24 protein-coding genes are annotated in these 24,032 nt (G+C 62.2%); 11 read left to right on the forward strand and 13 right to left on the reverse strand.

Translation table 11 applies throughout. The annotated features are described in order from the left end of the window. Positions 1-30: 30 nt before the first annotated feature. Entirely contained in the window at positions 31-219 is a 189-nt protein-coding gene (locus D3878_RS07365) for an alpha/beta fold hydrolase (RefSeq protein WP_119784873.1), read from the forward strand. Positions 220-256: 37 nt separating this feature from the next. Here the strand turns inward: D3878_RS07365 and D3878_RS07370 are convergent, their stop codons facing one another. Genes D3878_RS07370 through D3878_RS07380 form a run of 3 tightly spaced genes read right to left on the reverse strand, consistent with a single transcriptional unit; the run spans position 257 to position 4,889 of the window. After that, positions 257-1,729 (reverse strand): DNA recombination protein RmuC, encoded by a 1,473-nt coding sequence (locus tag D3878_RS07370; RefSeq protein WP_199688108.1) that lies wholly within the window; start codon positions 1,727-1,729, stop codon positions 257-259. Between the two features lie 60 nt (positions 1,730-1,789). Continuing rightward, complete coding sequence (locus D3878_RS07375; RefSeq protein WP_199688109.1) at positions 1,790-3,211, reverse strand: sigma-54-dependent transcriptional regulator; 1,422 nt, start codon at positions 3,209-3,211, stop codon at positions 1,790-1,792. Continuing rightward, on the reverse strand, positions 3,189-4,889 hold the full coding sequence (locus D3878_RS07380) for a sensor histidine kinase (RefSeq protein WP_158592205.1): 1,701 nt from the start codon (positions 4,887-4,889) through the stop codon (positions 3,189-3,191). Before D3878_RS07380 ends, D3878_RS07375 begins: the two co-directional genes overlap by 23 nt. Positions 4,890-4,957: 68 nt before the next feature. Here D3878_RS07380 and D3878_RS23735 point away from each other — a divergent pair, with 68 nt between their 5' ends. The 9 genes from D3878_RS23735 to D3878_RS07420 all read left to right on the forward strand — a co-directional run bounded on the left by D3878_RS23735 (position 4,958) and on the right by D3878_RS07420 (position 14,085). Beyond that, positions 4,958-5,164 (forward strand): hypothetical protein, encoded by a 207-nt coding sequence (locus D3878_RS23735; protein WP_158592206.1) that lies wholly within the window; start codon positions 4,958-4,960, stop codon positions 5,162-5,164. Positions 5,165-5,307: 143 nt separating this feature from the next. Continuing rightward, positions 5,308-6,669 (forward strand): ABC transporter substrate-binding protein, encoded by a 1,362-nt coding sequence (locus D3878_RS07385; RefSeq protein ID WP_119784876.1) that lies wholly within the window; start codon positions 5,308-5,310, stop codon positions 6,667-6,669. A gap of 3 nt (positions 6,670-6,672) precedes the next feature. Next, positions 6,673-7,992: an ABC transporter substrate-binding protein gene (locus D3878_RS07390; RefSeq protein WP_119784877.1), complete on the forward strand. Its 1,320-nt coding sequence runs from the start codon at positions 6,673-6,675 to the stop codon at positions 7,990-7,992. Positions 7,993-8,123: 131 nt separating this feature from the next. Continuing rightward, on the forward strand, positions 8,124-9,029 hold the full coding sequence (locus D3878_RS07395) for a branched-chain amino acid ABC transporter permease (RefSeq protein ID WP_119784878.1): 906 nt from the start codon (positions 8,124-8,126) through the stop codon (positions 9,027-9,029). A gap of 4 nt (positions 9,030-9,033) precedes the next feature. Beyond that, positions 9,034-10,002, forward strand: coding sequence for a branched-chain amino acid ABC transporter permease (locus D3878_RS07400; protein WP_119784879.1), 969 nt, complete (start codon positions 9,034-9,036; stop codon positions 10,000-10,002). Next, on the forward strand, positions 9,999-10,781 hold the full coding sequence (locus D3878_RS07405; RefSeq protein ID WP_119784880.1) for an ABC transporter ATP-binding protein: 783 nt from the start codon (positions 9,999-10,001) through the stop codon (positions 10,779-10,781). Before D3878_RS07400 ends, D3878_RS07405 begins: the two co-directional genes overlap by 4 nt. Then, positions 10,778-11,434 carry an ATP-binding cassette domain-containing protein gene (locus tag D3878_RS07410; RefSeq protein WP_119784881.1) on the forward strand — a complete coding sequence of 219 codons (657 nt, stop codon included), beginning with the start codon at positions 10,778-10,780 and terminating at the stop codon, positions 11,432-11,434. The genes D3878_RS07405 and D3878_RS07410 overlap by 4 nt, the downstream gene beginning before the upstream one ends. 18 nt (positions 11,435-11,452) lie before the next feature. Beyond that, positions 11,453-12,607 carry an iron-containing alcohol dehydrogenase gene (locus tag D3878_RS07415; RefSeq protein WP_119784882.1) on the forward strand — a complete coding sequence of 385 codons (1,155 nt, stop codon included), beginning with the start codon at positions 11,453-11,455 and terminating at the stop codon, positions 12,605-12,607. Positions 12,608-12,630: 23 nt separating this feature from the next. After that, positions 12,631-14,085, forward strand: a complete 1,455-nt coding sequence (locus D3878_RS07420) for an NAD-dependent succinate-semialdehyde dehydrogenase (protein ID WP_119784883.1) — start codon at positions 12,631-12,633, stop codon at positions 14,083-14,085. Positions 14,086-14,107: 22 nt separating this feature from the next. Here the strand turns inward: D3878_RS07420 and D3878_RS07425 are convergent, their stop codons facing one another. From D3878_RS07425 to D3878_RS07435, 3 genes are all read right to left on the reverse strand, one after another. Beyond that, on the reverse strand, positions 14,108-14,518 hold the full coding sequence (locus D3878_RS07425; RefSeq protein ID WP_233556265.1) for a group II truncated hemoglobin: 411 nt from the start codon (positions 14,516-14,518) through the stop codon (positions 14,108-14,110). 44 nt (positions 14,519-14,562) lie between these two features. Further along, positions 14,563-17,064, reverse strand: a complete 2,502-nt coding sequence (locus D3878_RS07430) for an ABC transporter permease (RefSeq protein ID WP_119784885.1) — start codon at positions 17,062-17,064, stop codon at positions 14,563-14,565. Positions 17,065-17,147: 83 nt separating this feature from the next. Next, positions 17,148-17,540: a TraR/DksA family transcriptional regulator gene (locus tag D3878_RS07435; RefSeq protein WP_158592207.1), complete on the reverse strand. Its 393-nt coding sequence runs from the start codon at positions 17,538-17,540 to the stop codon at positions 17,148-17,150. Positions 17,541-17,798: 258 nt separating this feature from the next. Between D3878_RS07435 and D3878_RS07440 the strand changes: the two genes are divergently transcribed. Then, positions 17,799-18,425: a hypothetical protein gene (locus D3878_RS07440; protein ID WP_119784887.1), complete on the forward strand. Its 627-nt coding sequence runs from the start codon at positions 17,799-17,801 to the stop codon at positions 18,423-18,425. A 7-nt stretch (positions 18,426-18,432) separates the two neighbouring features. Here the strand turns inward: D3878_RS07440 and D3878_RS07445 are convergent, their stop codons facing one another. From D3878_RS07445 to rpmI, 7 genes are all read right to left on the reverse strand, one after another. Beyond that, on the reverse strand, positions 18,433-18,660 hold the full coding sequence (locus D3878_RS07445; RefSeq protein WP_119784888.1) for a hypothetical protein: 228 nt from the start codon (positions 18,658-18,660) through the stop codon (positions 18,433-18,435). Between the two features lie 165 nt (positions 18,661-18,825). After that, a complete protein-coding gene (locus D3878_RS07450) occupies positions 18,826-19,227 on the reverse strand; it encodes a MerR family transcriptional regulator (RefSeq protein WP_119784889.1) in 402 nt (133 codons plus the stop codon). Between the two features lie 8 nt (positions 19,228-19,235). Then, positions 19,236-19,589 carry an integration host factor subunit alpha gene (locus tag D3878_RS07455; RefSeq protein ID WP_476638917.1) on the reverse strand — a complete coding sequence of 118 codons (354 nt, stop codon included), beginning with the start codon at positions 19,587-19,589 and terminating at the stop codon, positions 19,236-19,238. Between the two features lie 81 nt (positions 19,590-19,670). Then, positions 19,671-22,100, reverse strand: a complete 2,430-nt coding sequence (gene pheT, locus D3878_RS07460; protein ID WP_119784891.1) for a phenylalanine--tRNA ligase subunit beta — start codon at positions 22,098-22,100, stop codon at positions 19,671-19,673. 35 nt (positions 22,101-22,135) lie between these two features. Continuing rightward, positions 22,136-23,152 carry a phenylalanine--tRNA ligase subunit alpha gene (pheS, locus tag D3878_RS07465; RefSeq protein ID WP_119784892.1) on the reverse strand — a complete coding sequence of 339 codons (1,017 nt, stop codon included), beginning with the start codon at positions 23,150-23,152 and terminating at the stop codon, positions 22,136-22,138. An 87-nt stretch (positions 23,153-23,239) separates the two neighbouring features. Further along, positions 23,240-23,599 carry a 50S ribosomal protein L20 gene (rplT, locus tag D3878_RS07470; RefSeq protein WP_119784893.1) on the reverse strand — a complete coding sequence of 120 codons (360 nt, stop codon included), beginning with the start codon at positions 23,597-23,599 and terminating at the stop codon, positions 23,240-23,242. Between the two features lie 21 nt (positions 23,600-23,620). Beyond that, positions 23,621-23,818 (reverse strand): 50S ribosomal protein L35, encoded by a 198-nt coding sequence (gene rpmI, locus D3878_RS07475; protein WP_158592208.1) that lies wholly within the window; start codon positions 23,816-23,818, stop codon positions 23,621-23,623. Between the last annotated feature and the right edge of the window lie 214 nt (positions 23,819-24,032).

The following is a 24,032-nucleotide window of genomic DNA, read 5'->3' on the forward strand; positions in this document are numbered from 1 at the left end:
ATACAACCCATGAATTGCCTCTCGCCATCGATGACAAGCCCACAGCGCCAACGTATCCCCGTATCGAGCAGCGATGGCACCCTCGCCCAGCTCGACGCCATCAGGCGCCATGTACCACAGGCCGAATTGCTGGTGCTGGAGAATTGCCGCCACGTGCCGCAACAAGAGCAGCCGCAGGCGCTGCTGGATGCCTGCATGCGCTTCCTGCGCTCGCTTTGAGTGCAGCTTTTTGAATGCAGATTCGCTGACGACGGATTCAATCGGCGGCACCGCCCTCCTCGTCGCCGCCATCCACCAGGCCGGTTCCCAGCAACACCCGCGCGGTATCGCTTGGCAAGGCCTCGACCGATTTCAGCTTGCGCGTCATCTGCCGGGTACGCACCTCGGCCTGCTCGATATTGCGGGCGGCCCGTTCCAGCGTGGACTTGGTAGCAGCAAGAACCTCGCCGAACTTGCCAAATTCCGTCTTGACTGCGCCAAGCACCTGCCACACCTCGGACGAACGTTTTTCCAGCGCCAGCGTGCGGAACCCCATCTGCAAACTGTTCAGCAGCGCCGACAGCGTCGACGGGCCAGCGATCGAGACGCGGCAGCTGCGCTGCAATTCATCGGCCAGGCCCGGCCTGCGCATGACCTCGGCATACAAGCCCTCGGTCGGCAGGAACAGGATGGCGAAATCGGTAGTCAGCGGCGGCGACAGGTACTTCTCGGCGATGGTCTTCGCCTCGTTGCGCACCACCTTTTCCAGCTCGCGGCCAGCGGCGGCCACGCCCTCGGCATCGGCGTGCTCGGCCGCTTCGGCCAGACGTTCATATTGCTCCTTGGGGAACTTGGCGTCGATCGGCATCCACACCGGCAGCTGCCCTTCTTCCTGTCCCGGCAGCTTGATGGCGAACTCGACGCGGGCGCCGCTGCCGGGGATGGTTTCGACATTCTTGGCGTACTGGTCCACCGTCAGCATCTGCTCAAGCAACATTTCCAGCTGCACCTCGCCCCAGGTGCCGCGCAACTTCACATTCGTCAGCACCCGCTTCAGGTCGCCAACCCCGATCGCCAGCTGCTGCATCTCGCCCAGGCCCTGGTGCACTTTTTCCAGCCGGTCCGACACCAGCTTGAAGGATTCGCCCAGGCGCTGCTCCAGCGTGGCATGCAGCTTTTCATCGACGGTCTTGCGCATTTCCTCCAGGCGCTGGCCATTGTCGTTTTGCAGTTCGCGGATCTTCGTTTCCAGCGTGCCGCGCACCTCCAGCAGGCGCTGGGCGTTGGACTCGGTCAGCGCGGCCAGGCTCTGGTTGAGGGTATCGCCGAAGCGCTTCAGCGATGCCGCCTGCTCCTCGCGACCGGCCAGCGCCTGCTGTACCATCGCCTGGCGCAGGCCCTCGAGCTGCTGCGCATTGGCTTCGTTGAGCTTGGCCAGTTGCTGGGCGAAGCCGTCGATCTGGTTGTTCTGGATGGTGGCGACACTGGTCATCTGCACCGTCAGCGCTTGCTGGAATTGCGCAAGGTTGGCGGACAGTTCCAGCCTCGTGCCCTGCCCTGAAGTCTGTACCTGGGCGCGCAATTCGCGCTCGATGCGTTCGCTGGTTAGCTGCTGGTGGGCCTGCAAGCCTTCCTGCAATTGCGCCAGACGCGGCGCCAGATCGCCTCCTTTCGCGCGAAGGAACAACAGGATTTGCAGCACCACGATAACGACTGCCAGCGACAGGAGGATGATTTCGGTAAAGCTCATGGAAAGGCTTGTTTGCGGTTTCTGTTTAAATTAAATGTCACTTGCGACATTAAAGCCTGTTTACGCTTGTGCGTCATCCCCGTTATCGGCATAGGTCGCGGCGGACCCGGAAATGCCAAGCCGCTGCAGGCGCCGCTTGAACGCGTGGCGGGAAATTCCCAGGCGCTCGGCGGCATGCCCCTTGTGACCGCTGGCTTCGCGCAGGGCGCTCAACATCAGCTGCCGTTCAGTGCTGGCAAGCGCATCCTCGATGTTCGGTATGCCATTGGATTGCGGCGCCGGCGGTGTTGGTGTTAGTGTTGGCGCCGGCACTTGCTCTGTATCCAGCAGTTCTCGCGGTAGCGCAGCCACGCCAATTTGAGTGCCCGGATAAAGGATCGTGAAACGCTCGATCAAATTCCGCAATTCGCGCACGTTGCCGGGCCAGCGATAGTCCAGCAAGGCTTGTTGCGCGTCCGCCGACAAGACGATCGGCCTTGAGCGCTCTTCTCGCGCGAACTCGCCCGAAAAGTGTTCGATCAGCGCCAGCACGTCGGATCCGCGCTCCCGCAATGGCGGGATGTTCAGCTCGATGACGTTCAGCCGGAAATAGAGGTCTTCACGAAAGCCTCCTTCGCTCGCCGCCGCGGCGAGATCGCGATTGGTGGCGGCGACCACGCGCGCATCGGCGAACTGGGTGCGACCGCTGCCGATCGGCCGGTACTGGCCGTTTTCCAGGAAGTGCAACAGCTTGGCTTGCAGCGGCAGCGGCAGTTCGCCTATTTCATCGAGAAACAGCGTGCCTTTGTCGGCCAGCGCCACCAGTCCGACCCGACGCTGGTGTGCGCCGGTGTAGGCGCCTTTTTCGGCGCCGAAAAGCTCCGCCTCGATCAACTGCTCCGGCAGCGAAGCACAATTGATTTCAATGAAGGGGCCGGCGGCGCGCGGGCTGGCCGAATGAATCGCCCTGGCAACCAGCGCCTTGCCGGTGCCGGACTCCCCCAGCACGAGTATGCGCATGGCATTGCTCGACGCCACGCGCTCGATGGTTGCCACCAGCTCGCGCATGGTTGGGCTTTCGCCCATCAGGCCCGATTCCCGCATGGCTTCGCTGCGATGGAATGTCAGCTCCGCCACCATCTGCCGCCGCTCCAGTATTACCCGTATGGTCATCGACAAGTCGTCGAGGTCGAATGGCTTGGTGATGTAATCGGCGGCACCCAGATTGACCGCCTTGACTGCAGCACGGGTGTCGCCATGCGCGGAGATCATGATGACCTGGGCGGCAATCTGCTGTGCCTTCAGCAGCTCCAGCACCTCCAGACCGGACATGTCAGGCAGTTTCAGGTCGAGCAGGATCAACTCCGGCTGCAGCTGTGCGGCCGCACTTAAACCTGCAGCGGCCGTGCCGGCGCCGTGCACCACATGGCCTTCGTCTTCCAGCGCAAAGGTGAGCGAGCGCACGAGGTTGGACTCGTCGTCAATGATCAGTATGCTGGCCATGGTTTTCTTCATTCAATGGAAAATAGACACGCACCGAGGTGCCGCTGCCGGGAGTGCTGCTGATGTCGAGCCGGCCGCCGTTCATCTCGGCCAGCTGGCGCGAAATGCTCAGCCCCAGGCCCATGCCCTTGGCCTTGGTGCTGAAGAAGGGATCGGTCACGCGCGGCAACTGGTCGGCGGCGATGCCGTGACCGCAATCACTGACTTCCAGTTCCGCCATGCCGTCAACGCGCGAGGCGCGCAGCACCACGGCGGCGCCGGCCTCGCTGGCCTGGATCGCGTTAATCACCAGATTCAGCAGTATCTGCAAGACATGATCAGCGTCAGCTTGCAGCACCAGGTCGGTATCGCCCTGCGCTGAAAGCGACACGCCGCGGCCGTTGGCCTCGGCGGTCTGCAGCTGGGTTGCCCGATGAAATACTTCGCGTACTGCCACCGCCGCCGCCGCCGGCGGGCGCGGCCGGCCGAATTCCAGCAACTGGCTGACCACCCGGGCAAGCCGGTCGATCTCGCATTCCATATCTTCCAGCAATTGCAGGCGGCGCCCATCCTGCTCGCGACGCGCCAGCGCCTGCACGCTGGTCTTGACCGCGGCCAGCGGGTTGCGCACTTCATGGGCGATGTGGGTGGCAAATTCACCCAGCACGGCCATCTTTTCCATCTGCACGATGCGCGCCAGGTGCGCTTCCAGATTGCGGGCCATGGCGTCAAAGGCGCGCGACACCGTGGCAATCTCGTCCTGACCGGCATCGGCAATCCGGTACTCCAGCCGGCCCGAGGAAATGGCATGGGCGCCGGCCACCAGTTCCCCCACGCGCTGGCGCAAACTGACGGACATACGATAGAACAGCAGCACGATCAGGATGGCGCCCACCATGACGGCAATGAACAATGCGCGACGCATACGGTCGAATGGCGCCGCAAGCGCGGAAGCATCCACTTGCAGCATGGGCTGCCATCCCGGGAAGATCTCGGGACCGGGAACCAGCTTGCCCGCAGGCTTCACCAGCACGCCGACGCGATTGAAGTAGCCGGCCGGGGTTTTCAGGATGGGCTCCAGGGTCCCGCCCGCGGTATTCCCGGCCATCTGCTCGGTCAGCGACGCCAGACGCACATGCAGCGCGACATGTCCGGCCGGGCCGCCGCCGGGCTGCGCACTGGTGAGCGCATGGCGCAACAGCAGCCAGCCAGATTCACCATCCCTGGGCAAGGCCGGTCCGATCATATCGATGTCGCCGATTTGCATGCGCGGCAGTCCGGTCGTGCTGAACGGCGTATCGCTCCAGTACGGCGGGCCGGATGCCGCCTGACCCGGAATGACCTGACGCAGCGTTTCATCCTCGGCAAAGAACAGGATACCGAACAAGTCCGGCAAGTCCGATTCGACCTGCAGCAACGCGCCGACCTGCTGTGACGCCAGCCCCGGCTGGGCAGCCGCGAACTGTTGGATGCCAGGAAAGTTGGCGAGCGTTTCAATCTGGTAGCGCCGCGCATCGATGAATGCCGACAGCCTGCTGGCGGTGGCAGTCAGTTGCGCCGAAAGCTTGTCGTTGATCATGCCCTGGAAGGCTGATTCGGAAAACCTGTCGTACAGCACACTCACCCAGATCACCGGCAGGGCCGACGCCAGCAGTGACAGGAGCAGATAGCGGCGGATGATGCTTTGCTTGATCGTCATCGAAGGTGGGGCTCTGGCAGCAATGTGTGGGCGGTATTCGCGGGGGGTTTTTACCAAAGGCAAGGAACATGCCGCCCTCTGTTGGCGGCTGCCTCGCTCCAAAATACGCGCTCCGATGGCTGAAACGGCGGGATCCACATTTTCAGACCAAAATTCTGAGCGACATCCGCTCATGCCGTCAATCAAAACGATCGAAAACCGCCCACTCAGGCGCTCAACATCTGGCCGAATTATCAATTTTCGATGCAAAACTGCGTGAATTGCGCGAAATTTGATATCAATTCCATCATTTTCCGATCCGGCAAAACCTGGCACGCGCCTTGCAAAGCAACGAGGCCACAAATAACCAGTGTTGGCTGGCGTTTTCCGCCAATAATAAAAAAACAGTTTGATTGGTTATTTGCAGAGGAGACGAAACATGTTCAGATCAATTCCCGTCGTATCCCGCCTTGCGGGGCTGAGCCGCAAGCTGGCGCTGCTGTCCTGCCTTGCCGCCGGCCTGCTCGCCACGCCGAAAGCGGCGCAGGCGCGCATCGAACTCGGCGCCTCGGCCGACGAGGCCGACGCCGTGGTCGGCTGCATGTTTCCATTAAGTGGACGCGTCGCGCTTTACGGTCGCGACAGCATCGGCGGCATCAAGCTGGCGCTGGCCGACCTGCGCGCGCAACTTGGCGACAAAAACGCGCCGCGCCTGCGCGTACTGGTCGAGGATGACCGTTCCAAGGCATCATTTGCCAAGCGTATCGCCACGGATTATGTGGAGCGCGATGGCGTGCGTTTTCTGTGTGGCGTGGTCAGCTCCGGGGCCGCCCAGGCGGTCAGCCGGGTGGCAAAGGAACGCGGCGTGCTGTTGATTGGCACCGACCATGCGTCGTCGCGCCTGAGCTTCGAGGAATTTCACCGCCACTATTTCAGGCTTTCCAACGACACTTATACATCGATGGCGGCGGGTGCGCGCTACCTCGCCGAACTGCAAAAGAAGACCAACTGGAAGCGTCTGGTCTTTCTCGGGCCTGATTACGACTATGGCCACGTCTCCTGGCGCGATCTGCGCAGCAGCCTGGATCGGCTCGGCGTGCGCTACCAGGTGGCGGGCGAGTACTGGCCCAGACTGTATGAAGCCGATTACTCCAGCTACATCGCCGAACTGGAAAAATCCAGAGCCGACATCGCGGTGGTGGGCCTGTGGGGCGATGATTTCGTGCGCTTTCTCAAGCAAGCCAGTTCCAGCGGCTTGCCCACCCGGATGCGCATCGCAAACTTCGATACCGGCGGCAACTACGAAGTGCTGGCATCGCTCGGCGAGGCGGCCCCCAGCGGCCTGATCCTGTCGTCCCGTCATCACAACAACTGGCCCGACACGCCGCGTAACCGCAAGTTCGTCGCCGACTTCCACCAACTGGAAGGCCGCTATCCCACCTATACGGCGGAAGGCGCCTACAGCGGAATCATGGCGATCGGACACGCACTGGCCAGCGCCGGCAAGCATGCAAGCACAGACAAATTGATCGCCACCCTGGAAGGCTTGCGCCTGAACCTGCCGGAAGATCCGGAAGGCTTTAGCTCCTACATCGACCCGCAGACCCATCAAGTGGTGCAGGCCCAGGCGATCGGCGAGATCGTCCCCAACAGCGATTTCCCGCCGGCCCGTTTCATGCTGTCCAACTGGACCGTTTACCCGGCCGAAGCGCTGCTTCCGCCGGCCGACCTGATTCAGCAACGCCGGGCCAATGCCCGGCAAGCATCACCCGTAGTAAAACCACAAATCAAGGAGAAGTAGTTCATGAAGGCTCACCGTTCTTCCGTACGCAAGGCAGGCCTGGCCGTTGCCGCATTATCCGTCGCCGTCTCGGCCGCATTCGCACCTGCCGCCCACGCCGCTGACAATGGCAAGTTCCGCATCGGCATCGTCACTTTCCTGTCGGGCGGCGCCGCCGGCCCGTTCGGTGTGCCGGCAGCCAATGCCGCCAAGCTGGTGGTGGAAGCCTTGAACAAGGGCGGCCTGCCCGCGCCCTACAACAAGAAGGGCATCAACGGCATTGAAATCGAAACCGTCATCATTGACGAAAACGGCGGCGCCACCAAGCAGGTCGAGGAATACCGCAACCTGGTGCAGCGCCAGAAGGTCGATGCCGTGATCGGCTACATTTCTTCCGGCGATTGCCTGGCGATCGCGCCGGTTGCCGAAGAACTGAAGATGCCGACCGTGTTCTTCGATTGCGGCACCTCGCGCCTGTTCGAAGCCGTCAAATCGCCGAAATACACGTTCCGCACCGGCCTCGACGCCGTCGTCGACAACGTCGCCCTGGCGCGCTACATCGTCGAAACCCGTCCGAACATCAAGACGGTCGCCAGCATCCAGCAAAACTATTCCTTCGGCCAGGATTCCTGGAACGACTTCATCCTGACGCTCAAGCACCTCAAGCCGACAATCAAAGTGGCCTCCGAGCAATGGCCGAAACTGATGCAAGGCCAGTACGGCGCTGAAATCTCCGCGTTGTCGGTGGCGAATGCCGACCTGGTCCACTCCAGCTTCTGGGGCGGCGACATGGAAGCGCTGATGCTGCAAGGGTCGGCGCGCGGCCTGTTCGACAAGAACAGCGTAGCGCTGACTTGCGGCGACACCGGCATCGAAGATTTCAAGGACAAGATACCGAACGGCGTGATCATCGGCGCGCGCGGCCCGTACGGCGCCTTTGCGCCGAAAAATGCCCTGAACGACTGGTTCCGTCCCAACTTCACCACTCAGTTCAAGGAATCGCCGACCTATCCCGCCTACAAGATGGCGCAAGCGATCCTCGGCATCAAGGCTGCCGTCGAAAAAACGGCCAAGCCGAATGCCATGCCGACCGCGGACAACATCACCCAGGGCTTGAAGGGCCTGAGCTTTGAGGCGCCGAGCGGCACCGTGAAGATGGCCAGCGCCGGCGGCCACCAGGCTGTGCAGGGCGTCACCTATGGCGAATACCACTACGACGCCAAGACCAAGAAGGCCAGCCTGACCAAGGTCAAGAGCTACGCCGCTGAATGCCTGATGCCGCCGGATGGCACCCCTGCCGTCGACTGGATCAAGGCCGGCATGCCGGGAGCGAAGTGCCAGTAAGGCGCCCCACCCGCGGCTAGTCTTGCCGCCGCGTTTGCACGCGGCAAGGCGGCCGCCCCGATCAATCTCTATCTTTGCAAGCGTACCCTGCCCTGGCAACAAGGCGGGGCTTCGCTTGCCCACGGAAGACTATGAATACCCTATTCGCAATACTCGTCGACGGGATGATCTATGCCTCATGGCTATTTCTCGTCGCTGCCGGCCTGACCGTGATCTATGGCGTGATGCGCATCCTGAACATGGCGCACGGCAGCTTCTATGCCATCGGCGCCTATAGCGCCGCCTCGCTGATCGGCTGGTATTTTTCCGGCGACGGTGATTCCTCGCCCTACTGGAGCTATGCGCTGCTGCTCGGCTGTGCGCTGGTGGCGGGCCTGGTGGTCGGGCTGCTCATCGAACAGGGCTTGCTGCGTTTCATGCGCGGCCGCGATGAAAGCCTGATGGTCATCGTCACCTATGCCCTGCTGCTCATCCTCGAAGACACCACCAAATTGCTGTGGGGCGTCGACCCCTATTTCGCCTACCAGCCTTACCGGCTGCTCGGCCAAAGCGCGCTCGGCGACGTGCTGCGTTTCGCCAACTATGACCTTGCGCTGATCGTCGTTTCCATCCTGGTCGGCCTGGCCGCCTGGTATGCGCTGAACCGCACCAACAAGGGCCGCCTGCTGCGCGCCGTGATCCACGACCGTGAAGTGGCCATGGCCATGGGCGTCAATGTGAATGTCATGTTCGCCGTCACCTTCGTCATCGGCGCCATGCTGGGCGCCCTGGCCGGCGCGCTGACCGCGCCAGCCATCTCGGTCACGCCGGGCATCGGCATCGAAGTCATCATCCTGGCGTTTGCCGTGGTGGTGGTGGGCGGCCTGGGCAGTATCGGCGGCGCCGCCGTCGGCGCGCTGCTGGTCGGCCTCACCCGTTCGTTTGCCGTCCACGTGGCGCCGGAAATCGAATTGTTCGTGATCTATGGCGTGATGTTCCTCGTGCTGGCGGTGCGCCCGCAAGGCCTGTTTGGACAAATTCTTGCAAGAAAGATCTGAAATCATGCGTACTGAACTTGCTTTACTCCTCGCCGCGGTCGCGATTGCGGCCGGCGGCATCATCGCCCCGGACTGGCTGAGCTTTTTGCTCACGCTCGCTTTTGCCAAGGCGCTGGTCGTGCTGGGCGTCATCATCCAGACGCGCATGGGCCTGGTCACTTTCGGCCAGGCGCTGTTCTATTGCGTGGGCGGCTATGCCGCCGGCCTGGCGGCGCAATTCCTCGGCGTGCGTGATGCATTCGCCGTGCTGGCCATCGGCGTCGGCGTCGCGGTCGTGCTGGCGGCCATCTGCGGCTTGCTGCTGGCGCGCTATCGCGACATCTTCTTCGCGATGCTGACCATGGCGCTGTCGATGGTGCTGTTCGGCGTGCTGGTCAAGTCGTCGGCGCTGGGCTCGACCGACGGCTTCAATGTCGCCACGCCGACCTACTTTGGCTGGGAACCCTCGGCGGAAAACGCCAAGAGCGTCATCTTCCTGCTCACGGTCGGCATCAGCGCGGTTGCCGCGATGGTGTTCCATCGCCTGCTGAAGTCCGGCCTCGGCCTGGTTTCCGAAGCGATCCGCGAAAACGAAATCCGTGTCGAATACCTCGGCATCTCGCCGCGCACCATCATCTACACGAACTACATTTTCGCTGCCGGCGTCTCGGCGCTGGGCGGTGGCCTCACTGCACTGGCATCCGGCCATATCGATCCCGACATGGCATTCTGGACCACCTCCGGCGAATTCGTCTTCATCGCCATCCTCGGCGGCACCGGCCATGTCGCGGCGCCCTTCATTGCCGCCATCGTGTTCGCTGCGGTGCGGACCTTCGCCATCCAGGAAGTGCCGCACACCTGGCAAATGATGCTGGGCAGCGTACTGCTCATTTTAATTATCTTCCTGCCCAAGGGCTTGTGGAGCCTGGTCAGCAAGCGCCAGCACAAGACTGAGGAAGCAGCCGCAGGCAAAACCAAGGAGGTGAACGCATGACTGCGATTCTCGAAACCATCGACCTGCAGCGCACTTTTGGCGCGGTGGTCGCCGCACGCGACATCAACGTGCGCATCAACAAGGGCGAAGTGGTCGGCGTGATCGGTTCCAACGGCGCCGGCAAGACCACCTTCATCAACATGGTGACCGGCTACCTGCCGCCGTCCAGCGGCAAGATCCTGTTCGAGGGCCAGCCCATCGTCGGCCGCGCCTCGCGCGACATTACCCGCATGGGCATGGCACGCTCGTTCCAGGTCGCGCAACTGTTCCCGCAACTGAGCGTGCTGGACAACGTCATGGTGGCGCTGGTTGCGGCAGAAAGCCCGCGCCCGTCTTTCATGGCCAGCTATGACACGCCCAAGCGGCGCCGTCGCGCCCTCGAAATCCTCGAGGAATTCGGCGTGGCGCAATTCAGCAATGCCCTGGTCAGCGCGGTGCCGCAAGGCGCCCGCAAGCTGATTGACATCGCCATGGCGCTGGTCGGCAATCCGCGCATGCTGCTGCTGGATGAACCGACTTCCGGCGTCAGCGTCGAGGAAAAATTCCCCTTGATGGATACCGTGATGGCGGCGGTGCGGCATCACGGCACCACCGTGCTGTTTGTCGAGCATGACATGGATATCGTCGCCCGCTACGTCTCGCGCATCCTGGCGTTCTACAGCGGCGAAATCATTGCCGACGGCGCCCCCGCGGATGTGCTCGCCAACGCGCGGGTGCAGGAGCTGGTGATCGGCCACCATATTGTTCCATCGGAAATCCTGGAAGGAAAAACAGCATGAGCCAGCCACTGCTCTCGATTCAACACCTGAATGTCGCAATCGACCGCATTCCCATCCTGCGCGACGTCAGCATGGACGTCCCCAAGGGCAGCATGGTCGGCCTGATCGGCCGCAATGGCGCCGGCAAGACCACCCTGATGCGCTCCATCATGGGCCTGATGCCGCTGGAAGCGCAAAAGCTCGAAGTCAATGGCGAAAACCTCGCGCGGGTCGCAGCGCACGGCCGCGCCTCGCGCGGCATCAGCTATTTGCCCGAAGACCGCCGCCTGATACCAGCGCTGACAGTGGAAGAAAACATCTTGCTGCCGGCCTGGGCCAACAGCATCCCGGACAGCGCCGCGCGCCTCGAATGGATCTACGGACTGATGCCAGAAGTCAGGGAATTTCGCGACCGCCGCGCATTGCAACTGTCCGGCGGCCAGCAAAAGCTGGTAGCGCTGGCGCGCGCCCTGATGCCAGGCCACACGCTGTTGCTGCTGGACGAACCTTTCGAGGGCGTCGCGCCTGTACTGTCGCGCCGCCTGACCGAAGTGATCGCCACGCTGCGCAGCAAGGGAATGTCGATTATCCTGTCGGAGTCCGACGATACCCACTCCGCCGATCTCGTTGATCATGTATTTCGCATCGAACGCGGCGTCGTCACCGCCGGCTGATTTACCAGGAGAGTAACAATGTCTCAGTTTATCTTTGAAACCGCGCCGAAGATCGTCTGCGAGCAAGGCGCCGCCAATCAGCTCGGACAGCTGTCCAGACAGCTCGGCGTCACGCATCTGTTCATCGTCACCGATCGCTTCCTGCATGAATCCGGCATGCTGGCAGGCGCCCTGGCCAGCCTCGCCGAAGCCGGCATCCAGGCGACCGTTTTTTCCGACGTCCAGGCCGATCCGCCGGAAACCAGCGTGCAGGCGGCAGTCGAATTCGCGCGCAGCACCGGCGTCGATGGCGTCGTCGGTTTCGGTGGCGGCAGCTCGATGGACACCGCCAAGCTGGTGGCGCTGCTGGTCAAGACGCCGCAGGCGCTGCCGGACATCTATGGCGTCGGCCTGGCGCGCGGGCCGCGCCTGCCGCTGGTGCAGGTGCCCACCACCGCCGGCACCGGTTCGGAAGTGACCGCCATCTCCATCCTGACCACCCCGGCCAATGAAAAGAAGGGCGTCGTCTCGTCGCTCCTGTATCCCGACGTCGCCCTGCTCGACAGCCTGCTCACGCTCGGCCTGCCGCCGCGCATGACGGCCATGACCGGCGTCGATGCCATGGTCCACGCGATCGAGGCTTACACGTCGCGACACAATAAAAATCCGCTATCGGATTCGCTGGCCGTGCGCGCGCTGACACTGCTGTACAACAACATCCGCACCGTGATCCGCGACGGCAAGGATGCCGGCGCGCGCGAAGCGATGCTGCTGGGCTCGCTGTTTGCCGGCATGGCCTTTGCCAATGCCCCGGTGGCCGCTGTGCATGCGCTGGCCTATCCGCTGGGCGGCCACTACCACCTGCCGCATGGCCTGAGCAATGCGCTGGTGCTGGTGCCGGTACTGGAATTCAATCGAGAAGCCGCCGCCCCGCTGTATGCCGAACTGGCCCGTGCGATTCTGCCGGAACGCAGCTTCAGCGATGACCTGCAAGCCACCGATGCCTTCATTGAGGCGATCCGCGCGCTGGTGTCGGAAATGCCCTTCGAACAAAACCTGAAGAGCGCCGGCGTGCCGGAAGGCGACCTGGAAATGCTGGCCAAAGATGCGATGAATGTGCAGCGCCTGCTGGTCAACAATCCGCGCGACGTCAGCTACGACGATGCGCTGGCCATCTACCGCGCGGTCTACTGACAACCCGATCACGAGAGAAAATCATGCAACTCAAAGATCCCGCCCTGCTGCGGCAACAAGCCTATATCGATGGCAGCTGGGTCAATGCCGATCTGGGCGCTACCAACGCCATCCGCAATCCCGCTAACGGCGAAACCATCGCGCATGTGCCCGACATGGGGGGCGACGAGACCCGCCGCGCGATTGCCGCCGCCGACGCCGCCCTGCCCGCCTGGCGCGCAAAAACCGCCAAGGAACGCGCCGCCATCCTGCGCAAATGGTTTGAGCTGATCATGGCCAACCAGGAAGACCTGGCGCAGATCATGACGCTGGAGCAAGGCAAGCCCTTGGCCGAAGCCCGCGGCGAAGTCGCCTATGGCGCCTCCTTCATCGAATGGTTCGCCGAGGAAGGCAAGCGCGTGTATGGCGAAACCATCCCCGCCCCGCAGGGCGACAAGCGCCTGGTCGTCATCAAGCAGGCCGTCGGCGTCACTGCCGCCATCACGCCCTGGAACTTCCCGATCGCGATGATCACCCGCAAGGTCGGCCCGGCGCTGGCGGCTGGCTGCACCTCGGTGGTCAAGCCGGCCGAAGCAACCCCCTTGTCGGCGCTGGCCCTGGCCGAACTCGGCGCCCGCGCCGGCATTCCCAGGGGCGTGCTGAACATCGTCACCACAGCCCGCCCGGCCGATGTCGGCGGCGAACTGACTTCCAACCCGACCGTGCGCAAGCTGAGTTTCACCGGCTCGACGCCGGTCGGCAAACGGTTGATGGCGCAGTGCGCCGACACGGTCAAAAGGGTGTCGCTGGAACTCGGCGGCAATGCCCCTTTCATCGTCTTCAACGATGCCGACATCGACGCCGCGGTCAAGGGTGCGATCGTTTCCAAGTACCGCAATGCCGGCCAGACTTGCGTGTGCGCCAACCGCATGATCGTGCAGGATGGCATCTACGACCAGTTTGCGGAAAAGCTCGCGCAGGCGGTCGCAGCGATGAAGGTGGGTGACGGCATGCAAGCTGATGTGGTGATCGGCCCGCTGATCAACCAGGCTGCCATCGCCAAGGTGGACGCGCTGGTGGCGGACGCCGTCGGCAAGGGCGCCACCGCGGTCGCCGGCGGCGCCCGCCATGCGCTCGGCGGCAATTTCTATGCGCCAACCGTGCTGACCAATGTGACCGCCGACATGGCGGTCGCCCAGGAAGAAATTTTCGGCCCGGTCGCCCCGCTGTTCCGCTTCAAGACGGATGAAGAAGCTGTCGCGCTGGCCAACAATACCCGCTACGGACTGGCCGCGTATTTCTATTCGCGCGATATCGGCCGGGTCTGGCGCGTGGCGGAACAGCTCGAATTCGGCATGGTGGGCATCAATGAAGGCGCAATTTCCAACGAAGTCGCTCCCTTCGGCGGCGTCAAGGAGTCAGGCATCGGCCGCGAAGGCTCGCATCACGGCATCGAGGAATACCTGACGATCAAGTACCTCTGCATGGGCGGCATCTAGGCCCCCAGGCAATACGCCGGGCTCAACCCGGCGTATTGCGCATCCAGTCGGCGGTCTGGTAAAACGATTCCATCAGGCGCTGCTGCATGGCTGCTTCGACGCCGACATCCTGCATCGCCCAGGCCATGCAGCGCAGCCACTGGTCGCGCTCGTCCGAGGCGATGGCAAAGGGCAGGTGCCGCGCGCGCAGGCGCGGATGACCGAACTGCTCGATGTACAGGCTCGGCCCGCCCATCCAGCCGGACAGGAACCAGTAAAGCTTGTCGCGCGAACTGTCGAGCGGCGTCGGGTGCATGGCGCGGATGCCGGCGAATTCCGGCTCCAGGTCCATCAGGTCATAGAAGCGGTCCACCAGCTCGCGCAGCTTTTCCGCCCCGCCGATCACCTCATAGGGCGTCGGCTGTGGCGATTCAGATTGGTCTTCGGTACTCATGCCGCCCATGATAACGCATCAGCCGGCAGCCGTGGCGTTGCCACTCAGGCTTCGCGCAGGGTCTGCAGCGGCGGTTGCCGCAGGACGTTGCGCAAGCCGAGCCAGCCGCCGATGAAGGCGCAGGCGACGCCGACCGCCAGGCCCGCCAGCCATACCGTCGGGTCGAAGATCCACTCGAACTTGAAGACGAAGCGCGCCAGCACCCAGCCGGTTGCCGCCGCGCCGCTGGCCGCCAGCAAGCCTGCCAGCCCGCCCACCAGCGCGAATTCGATCCATTGCGCCCGCGACAACTGGCTGCGGGTCGCCCCCAGCGCGCGCAGGAGGCCGGCCTCGCGCGTACGCTCGTCCTGGGAACCCATCAGCGCCGCGTACAGCACCAGCACGCCGGCGGACAGGGTGAACAGGAACAGGAATTCCACTGCCGCCACCACCTGGTCGATCACCTCCTGCACCTGGCGGATGATGCTGCCCACATCGACCACCGTCAGGTTGGGAAATTCACGCGTCAGCGCGTTGACGAAATCGCCCTGCGCCGCCGGCAGGTGGAAGGCGGTGATCCAGGTCTGCGGCATGTCCTGCATCAGCGCCGGATTCATGATCACGAAGAAATTCACCCGCATCGAGCCCCACTCCAGCTTGCGCAGGCTGGTGATCGGCGCCGACACCGTCTGCCCGGCGATATCGAAGGTCAGCAGGTCGCCCAGCTTCAGGTTCAGGGTCTTGGCCAGGCCTGCCTCGACCGAGGCTTCCGGCTTGCGGTCGTCGAACCAGCGGCCGGACGAAATGCGGTTCTGCGCCTGCGGCGCCGCCATGGTGGACAGGTTGAATTCGCGGTTGACCAGGCGCTGGGCGCGATCGTCGGCATAATCGCCGCCCTTGACCGCCGCGCCATTGACCTCCACCAGGCGGCCACGGATCATCGGGTACAGCTCGGCGTCGCCGGCGCCGACAGAGCGCAGGCGCGCGGCAATCTCGGCCTTCTGCTCGGGCTGGATATTGATGATGAAACGATTCGGCGCATCGGCCGGCGTGGCCTGGTGCCAGGCCTGGACCAGGTCGCCGCGGATCACCGTCAACAGCAGCAGCGCCATCAGGCCCAGCGCCAGCGCGACAATCTGGATCACGGTGGCGCCGGCGCGGCGCTGCAGCCCCGTCACGGCGAAGCGCCAGGCGGCCTGCGGCAAGGCGCCGCGCAAGGGCCGCAGCACCTGCAGTGCGGCCCAGCCGACCGCGGCGAATACGGCCATGCCGCCGAGGAAGCCTGCGGCGGTCAGCAAACCCAGTTGCAGGTTGCCTGCCTGCCAAAGCAGCAAGGCGGTAAATGCCCCCAGCCCGAGCAGATAGGTCGCCAGGGTCAGCGGCTTGGGCGCCTCCTGCTCGCGCCGGATCACACGGTTGTGCGGCACTTCGCGCAATTGCAGGATCGGCGGCATGGCAAAGCCGGTCAGCAGCAGCAGGCCAGTCGCCAGCCCCTGCAGCGCCGGTAGCCAGCCCGCCGGCGGCAGATCGCCCGCCACCAGCTTGCCCAACCATTCCAGCAACACGAAGTGCGCGCCGAAACCGGCCGCCACTCCCAGCGCGCTGCCGAGCAGGCCGACGATCAGGAACTCCGCCAGGAACAATGTTGTCACCTGCCCTTGCCGCATGCCCAGGCAGCGCAGCATGGCGCAGGTATCCACATGGCGCAGCATGAAACGACGCGCCGCCATGGCCACCGCCACCGCAGCCAGCATGGCCGTCAGCAGACCGACCAGGGAGAGGAATTGCTCGGCGCGCTCCAGGGTGGATTGCATTTCCGGACGGCCCGACTCCAGCGACTCCAGCCGCACACCCTTGACCGCATCGCGCGCCATCGCCTCCTTTAGCCAGCGCTGGTATGTATTGACCTGGCCGGGGGTCCCCGCCACCAGCAGGCGGTAAGTCACGCGGGAGCCGTCCTGCACCAGACGGGTCGCCGCCAGATCGGACAAGGGCAGCAGCACCCGCGGAGCAAAATTCATGAAGGCCGCGCCCCGATCGGGCTCCACCGCGATGACGCGGGCAATGGTGAAACGCTGCTCGCCCAGTTGCAGACTGTCGCCGACGGCAACCGCCAGTCCGCTCAGCAGGGCCGGATCGACCCAGACCGTGCCCGGCGCGGGGATATCCTCGGCCGGACTTGCCGGGCTGTCCGGCCCAGCCGCCACCGTGACCCGGCCGCGCAAGGGATAGCCGGGCGAAACCGCCTTGATCGAGGCCAGTTGCGAAACTGCCTGTGCGCCGGTGCCGGCCAGGGCCATGCTGGGAAAAGATACGGTATCGACGAGTGCGAGGCCGCGCCGTGCCGCTTCCTCGCGCCAGGCGGAAGCGACCGGCTGGTCGGCATTGATGACCAGGTCGCCGCCAAGCAATTGATGGGCATCGCGCTGCAAGCCTGCGCGCATGCGGTCGACGAAAAAGCCGACGGAAGACAGCGCAGCCACGGCGACGATCAGGGACAGCATCAAAAAACGCAATTCGCCGGCGCGCCAGTCGCGCGCCGTCATGCGCAATGCTTGCAGGAACATGGATCGACTTTCCGTAAAATGGGCGAGCTGCCTATTGTAATGAAAAGTCCGGATGCCCATGCGCCTGCTACTTTTCTTGCCGGCTACATGCTGGAGCCCTTGGTGGGGTCGATGTAGGTTTTTTCATGTTGCATCTGGCACGGCGCGCAACGCTCGGCGGCAGGCTGCACTTTCAGCCGTTCATACGGAATGTCGAAGCCGCATTCGATACATTCCCCATACTTGCCATTATCGATGCGCTCATAGGCATGCTGCACCGCCTTCAATTCACCGAGGTCGCGGCCCACTGCGGCATTGCCCAGATCGACGGAAAGGTCAGCGAAGGACGCGTCGCCCGCATCCGGCGCTTCGCTGGCAACGTCCGCATAATCATCTTGCTGGTTCACTTCACGCCGTATATCGTCGCGCAAGGCTTGCTCCCGCTCCTGCAGGATTTTTTTCAGTTCGGCGATCTGCCCGGTACTTAAGTCTGTCATGGCGCATTTCCCGAAATTAAGGTAACTCGAAGAATCCGGCGACGTGGCCGCTGCCATGCGGCGTGTTGCGATTGTGCGCTTGCCCACGCCAGGTTGTGCATGCGAGCGCGACTGTCATGTGACCTTGCGCAAGCACGGGTGTTCCTGACGCCATGCCCGCCCGTGCCTGCCGGTGCACGATTCTACCAAGGTGTTGGTGATAGCAGCCCGTGCGGATAAAATGAGAGACATTACCGCCCGAACCAGCAAGCCAACACCATGCCAGCAGTCAACATCATCATCAGCGAAACCGACCATAAAAAACTGCAGGAAGACTATGACAAGATGACGATTGCCTGGGTGCAGCAGGGCCGGCAATCGGCCCCGCCGCCTTTCGAACATTGGGCCGGCGAACGACTGATACGCGCCACCCCGGTCTCGGCAGATGAAATCGGGCAGATGCGCCTGTTTTCAGCGATCGAACAGCTGGTCACCAGCATGCACCTGCACGGCTTTTGCTTGGCGCATGTCGGCGGCCATGCAACGCCGCCGGAAAAATCCGCACTGGAACTGGCGCAGGCGCTGGCGCGACATTTCGAATTACCGGCCCACTATGTCAAGCGACTGCAGGATGTTTTCTGCTATTATCAGAAAAGCGCAGCCAGCCTGGTCGATGGCAATGTCGGCAATGCCTTGCTGCATTCTGCTGCTGCCATCGAACGCGTGTATGACGACTTGCTGGACCGCACCACCAAGGCGCTCGACCACCTGGACACGGAACGGGCGATCGGCCGCATCGAGGGCGCCATTGCGCTGCTGGTCAGCCTGGAAGTAATGGGGCGCGAGAGCGCGATGGAAAAGACCCAGGCCTTCAAATCGTCGGCACGCACCCTGAAAAAATCATGATACGTGCCTAGTGCCGGGGTTTTTCTTGCAGATCCGGTGCGCGCGCCAGTTGCACCAGCAGGGCGCCCTGCACCATCGACAAGGCAACGTTGCTGCCGAACTGAAATCCGCGCATGGCGGCGGCATCCATCAAATCGAGCACCTGGTCGCGGCTAAGGTATTCGCACTCATCGAGCATCGGGAAGGCATCCCGGTTTTTCCGGCTGATTTCGCTAACGATTTCGTCTGAGGTCATTTTTAACTCCAATCCAGCGAAATGGTTCAAGCTGCCGATAGGAGTTTTAACGATACCAATTGTTCCCCCAAGATTAATTGTCGGGGGTCATATTTCAAGCGTATTAATGCGGGTTTTTAATGCGGCAGGTTTTTAATGCGGCGGATTTTTAATGCGGCACAGGCTTTAAGGCCCAGGCTTCAGCAATTCCATGATTGCCGACAACTCGGCGCGCAGGGCAGCCGGGCTGGCAATGGCCAGTGCGACGGCAGGTGCCCCGCCACTGCTGCCGCGTGCATCCGCCAATGCTGAATTTTCCAGCCTGTTCCTGGCACCGCTGATGGTAAAGCCCTGTTCGTAGAGCAATTCACGGATGCGGCGGATCAGCAGCACTTCGTGGTGCTGATAATAACGGCGGTTGCCGCGTCGCTTGACCGGCTTCAACTGGGTAAATTCCTGCTCCCAATAGCGCAACACATGCGGCTTGACCCCGCACAATTCACTCACCTCGCCGATCGTGAAGTAACGCTTGGCGGGAATCGGCGGCAATGCCGTCGCCTCGGGCTTAAGGATGGCGCGATCGTTCATGCACTAACTCAGGAAATGCTGGCAAGCGGCTGGCGGCTGGCGACTTCTACCATGCCTTTCAGTTTTTGGCTGGCATGGAATGTCACTACGCGGCGCGCGGTAATGGGAATTTCCTCGCCGGTCTTGGGATTGCGACCAGGCCGTTGCGGTTTGTCGCGCAACTGGAAATTGCCGAAGCCGGACAACTTGACCGATTCGCCCCGCTCCAGCGCATTGCGGATTTCATCGAAAAAGGTCTCCACCATATCCTTGGCTTCGCGCTTGTTCAGACCGACCTGCTCGAACAGCAGTTCGGCCAGTTCAGCCTTGGTCAGGGTTGGCAATTCTTTTTCCGCCTGCGAACGCGCCCGTGCCTCGAGCATGGCCCGGTTCAGGTCGGCAGTCAGAATCGATTGAAATTCGGCTGAAGTCACGTCATTCATGCTAAAACTCCCCCTCCTGCATCAGGTACGCAATTTTGCATCATGCTTTTTCGTGACGGCTGCCAGCAAAGCAGCGATGGCCGCCTCCACCTTGTCATCCTGCAGGGTTGTTTGAGTATCTTGCAAGGTGAAACGGAAAGCAAGGCTTTTTTCGTTGTTTTCCAGTCCTTTACCGCGATATTCATCAAATAAAACAATGGCTTGCAAAATGCTGCATTGCGAGTTTGATGCCTTTTCAGCAAACAAGGTATCGAGCAGTTCCTGTGCCGCCAGCGCTTGCGGCACTACCAGCGCCAAATCGCGCGTCACAGCCGGGAATTTCGAAATTTCCTGGTAGGCGGGCACTTGACGCGCTTGCAAAGCAGCCGCATCGACTTCAAATACCACAGGGGCCAGCGGCAAAGCATATTTTTGCTGCCAGCGCGGATGCAGTTCGCCGACAACACCAATTTCCTTACCCTCAAGAAAGACCTGCGCCGAGCGGCCCGGATGCAGCGCCGGGTGTTCGGCCTTGACGAAACGCAGCTGCTGCGGTGCGAACAAGACTTCCAGGTCCGCCTTCACATCGAAGAAATCGATATTGCGCGATGGCTGTCCCCACTGCTCCTCGACCACCGGGCCATACGCCAGCGCGGCGACCCGCTTGGGCTGATCGAAACCGGCCACAGTCAGTGCGCCATCCTGGGCGGCGGGATTGCGCAGGAAGACCGCACCGGTTTCGAACACGCGCACGCGGCTGAGCTTGCGGTTCAGGTTGTAGCGCACATTGGCGACCAGGCTCGCCACCAGCGAAGAGCGCATCACGCTCATCTGACTGGCGATCGGGTTCAAGAGGCGGATCGGGTTCGTATTGCCGCTGAAATCGGCTTCCCAGGCTTCCTCGACAAAACTGTAATTGACCACTTCCTGGTAATCGAGGTCAGCCAGCAGACGCCGCACGGTAAACAGCGAGCGGCTGTTTTCCGGCGGAATGCGCATTTCGTTCGCTGCCACCGGCGGCAGCGCCGGAATATTCTCGAAACCGTAGACACGCGCGATTTCCTCGATCAAGTCTTCCTCGATCTCGATATCGAAGCGGTAGGAAGGCGGCGTGACATCGAAACCGTCGCCCTGGGCGACAAATTCGAGGCCGAGGCGGGTGAAGATATCGGCGATCTGCCCGGACGACAGCGGCACACCGATCACTTTCACGGCGCGCGCGGTACGCACATGCACCGGCGCGCGCACCGGCAGATTCAGGATCTGGTCATCCACCGGCCCGACCAGGGTCTGGTCCTTCTGGCCGCAGATTTCCACGATCAGTGCGGTGATGCGCTCCAGATGCGCGACGGTAGTGGCAAAATCGACGCCGCGCTCGAAACGGTGCGCCGCATCGGTTGAAAAATTGTAGCGGCGGGCACGCCCCTGGATGGCGTTCGGCCACCAGAAAGCGGCTTCGACGTAAATGTTTTGCGTCTCCAGCGTGACAGCGGTATCGTCGCCGCCCATGATGCCGGCCAGCGATTCGATGCCGCGATCGGCAGCGATGACGCCGACCCAGTCATCCACCTCGACCGTATTGCCGTTCAGGAGTTTGAGCGATTCGCCCTTGCGGCCCCAGCGCACATCCAGGCCGCCATCGATCTTGTCGAGGTCGAACACATGGGTCGGACGGCCCAGTTCCAGCATCACATAGTTGGAGATATCCACCAGTGCCGAGATTGGGCGCTGGCCGCTGCGCTCCAGGCGCCGCTTCATCCATTCCGGCGTCGCCGCCCTGGCATTGACACCACGGATCACGCGTCCTGAAAAGCGCCCGCACAGATCCGGCGCCGATACTTTCACCGCCAGCTTTTCAGCCGAATTGACCGCCACCGCAGTAAAGGTCGGCGCCTTCAGCGGCATACCGGTCAGGGCTGCGACTTCGCGCGCCACGCCCAGCACCGACAGGCAATCGGCCTTGTTCGGCGTCAGCTTGATGGTAAATTTGAGGTCGTTCAGCAGATAATAATCGCGGAAATTCTGGCCGACCGGCGCATCTTCCGGCAAATCCATCAGGCCGGCATTTTCTTCCGACAGGCGCAATTCGCGCGCCGAGCACAGCATGCCCTGCGACTCGACCCCGCGCAATTGACCGACCTTGATCTCGAAGGATTTGCCATCGTCGCCCGGCGGCAGCATGGCGCCGGCCATGGCGCACGCCACCTTCATGCCGGCGCGCACATTGGGCGCACCGCAGACGATGTTGAGCAGCGTGCCGGTGCCGGCATCGACCTGGCACACGTTCAGACGGTCGGCATTGGGATGCCTGGCGACTTCCAGCACCTTGGCCACGACCACGTTCGAGAAAGGCTGAGCGACCGGTTCGACTTCCTCGACCTCGAGGCCCGACATCGTCAGCAAATGCGCCAGCTCATCCGAAGTCATCTTCGGATCGACCATCGTACGCAGCCATTTTTCGGAAAATTGCATAATTCAGCCTTCAGATATTCTAAACAATTGCGCGATCAATTGAACTGCTTCAGGAAGCGCAAATCGCCCTCGTAAAACAGGCGCAAATCGTTGATGCCGTAGCGCAGCATGGTCAGGCGCTCCAGGCCGGAACCAAAGGCAAAGCCAAGGTATTTTTCCGGGTCCAGGCCATAATTGCGCACCACCGTCGGATGCACCTGGCCAGCGCCGGAAACTTCCAGCCAGCGCCCTTTCAACGGACCGCTGCCGAAGGCGATATCGATCTCGGCCGACGGTTCGGTGAAGGGAAAGTACGAGGGACGGAAGCGCACCTGCAAGTCGTCGGTCTCGAAGAAGGCCTTGACGAAATTGAGGTACACGCCCTTCAGGTCGGCAAAGCTGATGTCTTCGGCAATCCACAAGCCCTCGACCTGGTGGAACATCGGCGAATGGGTGGCATCGCTGTCGACGCGATAGGTACGGCCAGGCGCGATCACCTTGATCGGCGGCGTATGCGTACGTGCGTAGCGCACCTGCATCGGGCTGGTATGGGTGCGCAGCAGCAGCGGCTTGCCGGCGCCATCCTTTTCCTCGATGTAGAAAGTATCCTGCATCGAACGCGCCGGATGGTTTTCCGGGCTGTTCAAGGCGGTGAAATTATTCCAGTCGGTCTCGATCTCGGGGCCGTCGGCCACATCGAAGCCGATCGAAGCAAAGATTTCCTCGACGCGCTGCCAGGTGCGCATCACCGGGTGAATGCCGCCGACGCCACGGCCGCGACCCGGCATGCTGACGTCGATCGCTTCGGCGTTCAGGCGCGCTTCCAGCTGCGCATTGGCCAGCGCATCGCGGCGCGCTGTCAGCGCATTCTCGATCTGTTCCTTGGCGGCGTTGATGACGGCGCCCTGGGCCTTGCGCTCTTCCGGCGCCAGCTTGCCCAGGCCCTTCATCTGTTCGGTGATTTGCCCGGTCTTGCCGAGATATTTCGCCTTCGCGTTTTCCAGCGCGGCGGCATCCTGCGCGGCGGCGAAATCAGCCTGCGCCTGGATGACGAGTTGTTCTAGGGGATTCATGCTTTGCCAATTCAAAATAAAACGGGGCCAAGGTGTCGACCTTTGCCCCGCCTGTATTGCACGGCACCGAAGTGCCGCAAGCATTGCTTACGCAGCGATCTTGGCCTTCACCTGATTGACAATCGCGGCAAATGCCGGCTTGTCCATCACAGCCATGTCAGCCAGGACTTTACGGTCCAGCTCGATCGAAGCTTTCTTCAAGCCATTCATGAACACGCTGTAGGTCAGACCGTGCTGACGCGAAGCCGCGTTGATACGGGTGATCCACAGTGCGCGGAACACGCGCTTCTTGTTACGACGATCGCGGTAGGCATATTGGCCTGCGCGCATGACCGCCTGCTTGGCGATGCGGTAGACCGTGCTGCGGCGGCCGCGGTAACCCTTGGCGGCGTTGAGGACTTTCTTGTGACGGGCGCGTGCGGTAACCCCACGTTTAACTCTAGGCATAGTAGCTCCTTATGTGTGAGGTTAGGCGAACGGCATCATGCGCATGACGGATACGACGTCAGCAGCATGAACGTTGGTGATACCGCGCAATTGGCGCTTGTTTTTGGTGGTTTTCTTGGTCAGGATGTGACGCTTGAAAGCGTGACCACATTTGACAGTTCCACCCGGGCGCACGCGAAAACGCTTCTTCGCGCTGCTCTTGGTCTTCATTTTTGCCATGACAATGTCTGTCCTTGAGGGACAGCTCCATTTTTTAGATGATTGCAGGTGGCAACACTTCGTTGCACTTGGATGCCTGCTTTCACTTATTTTGCAGTGGCATCGAGGCCGCTGCAGTTTGTGTGTCTCGTCCATTACTGGGCGGGGCACGCAATTTTTTATAGTGTTGGGGACAGAGTAACTCGGCACGCTGCGGCGCCTCGCAAACTCTTTC

Origin of the sequence: Noviherbaspirillum sedimenti (assembly GCF_003590835.1) — a bacterium.
In the GTDB taxonomy this organism is placed as follows: Bacteria; Pseudomonadota; Gammaproteobacteria; order Burkholderiales; family Burkholderiaceae_D; genus Paucimonas; species Paucimonas sedimenti.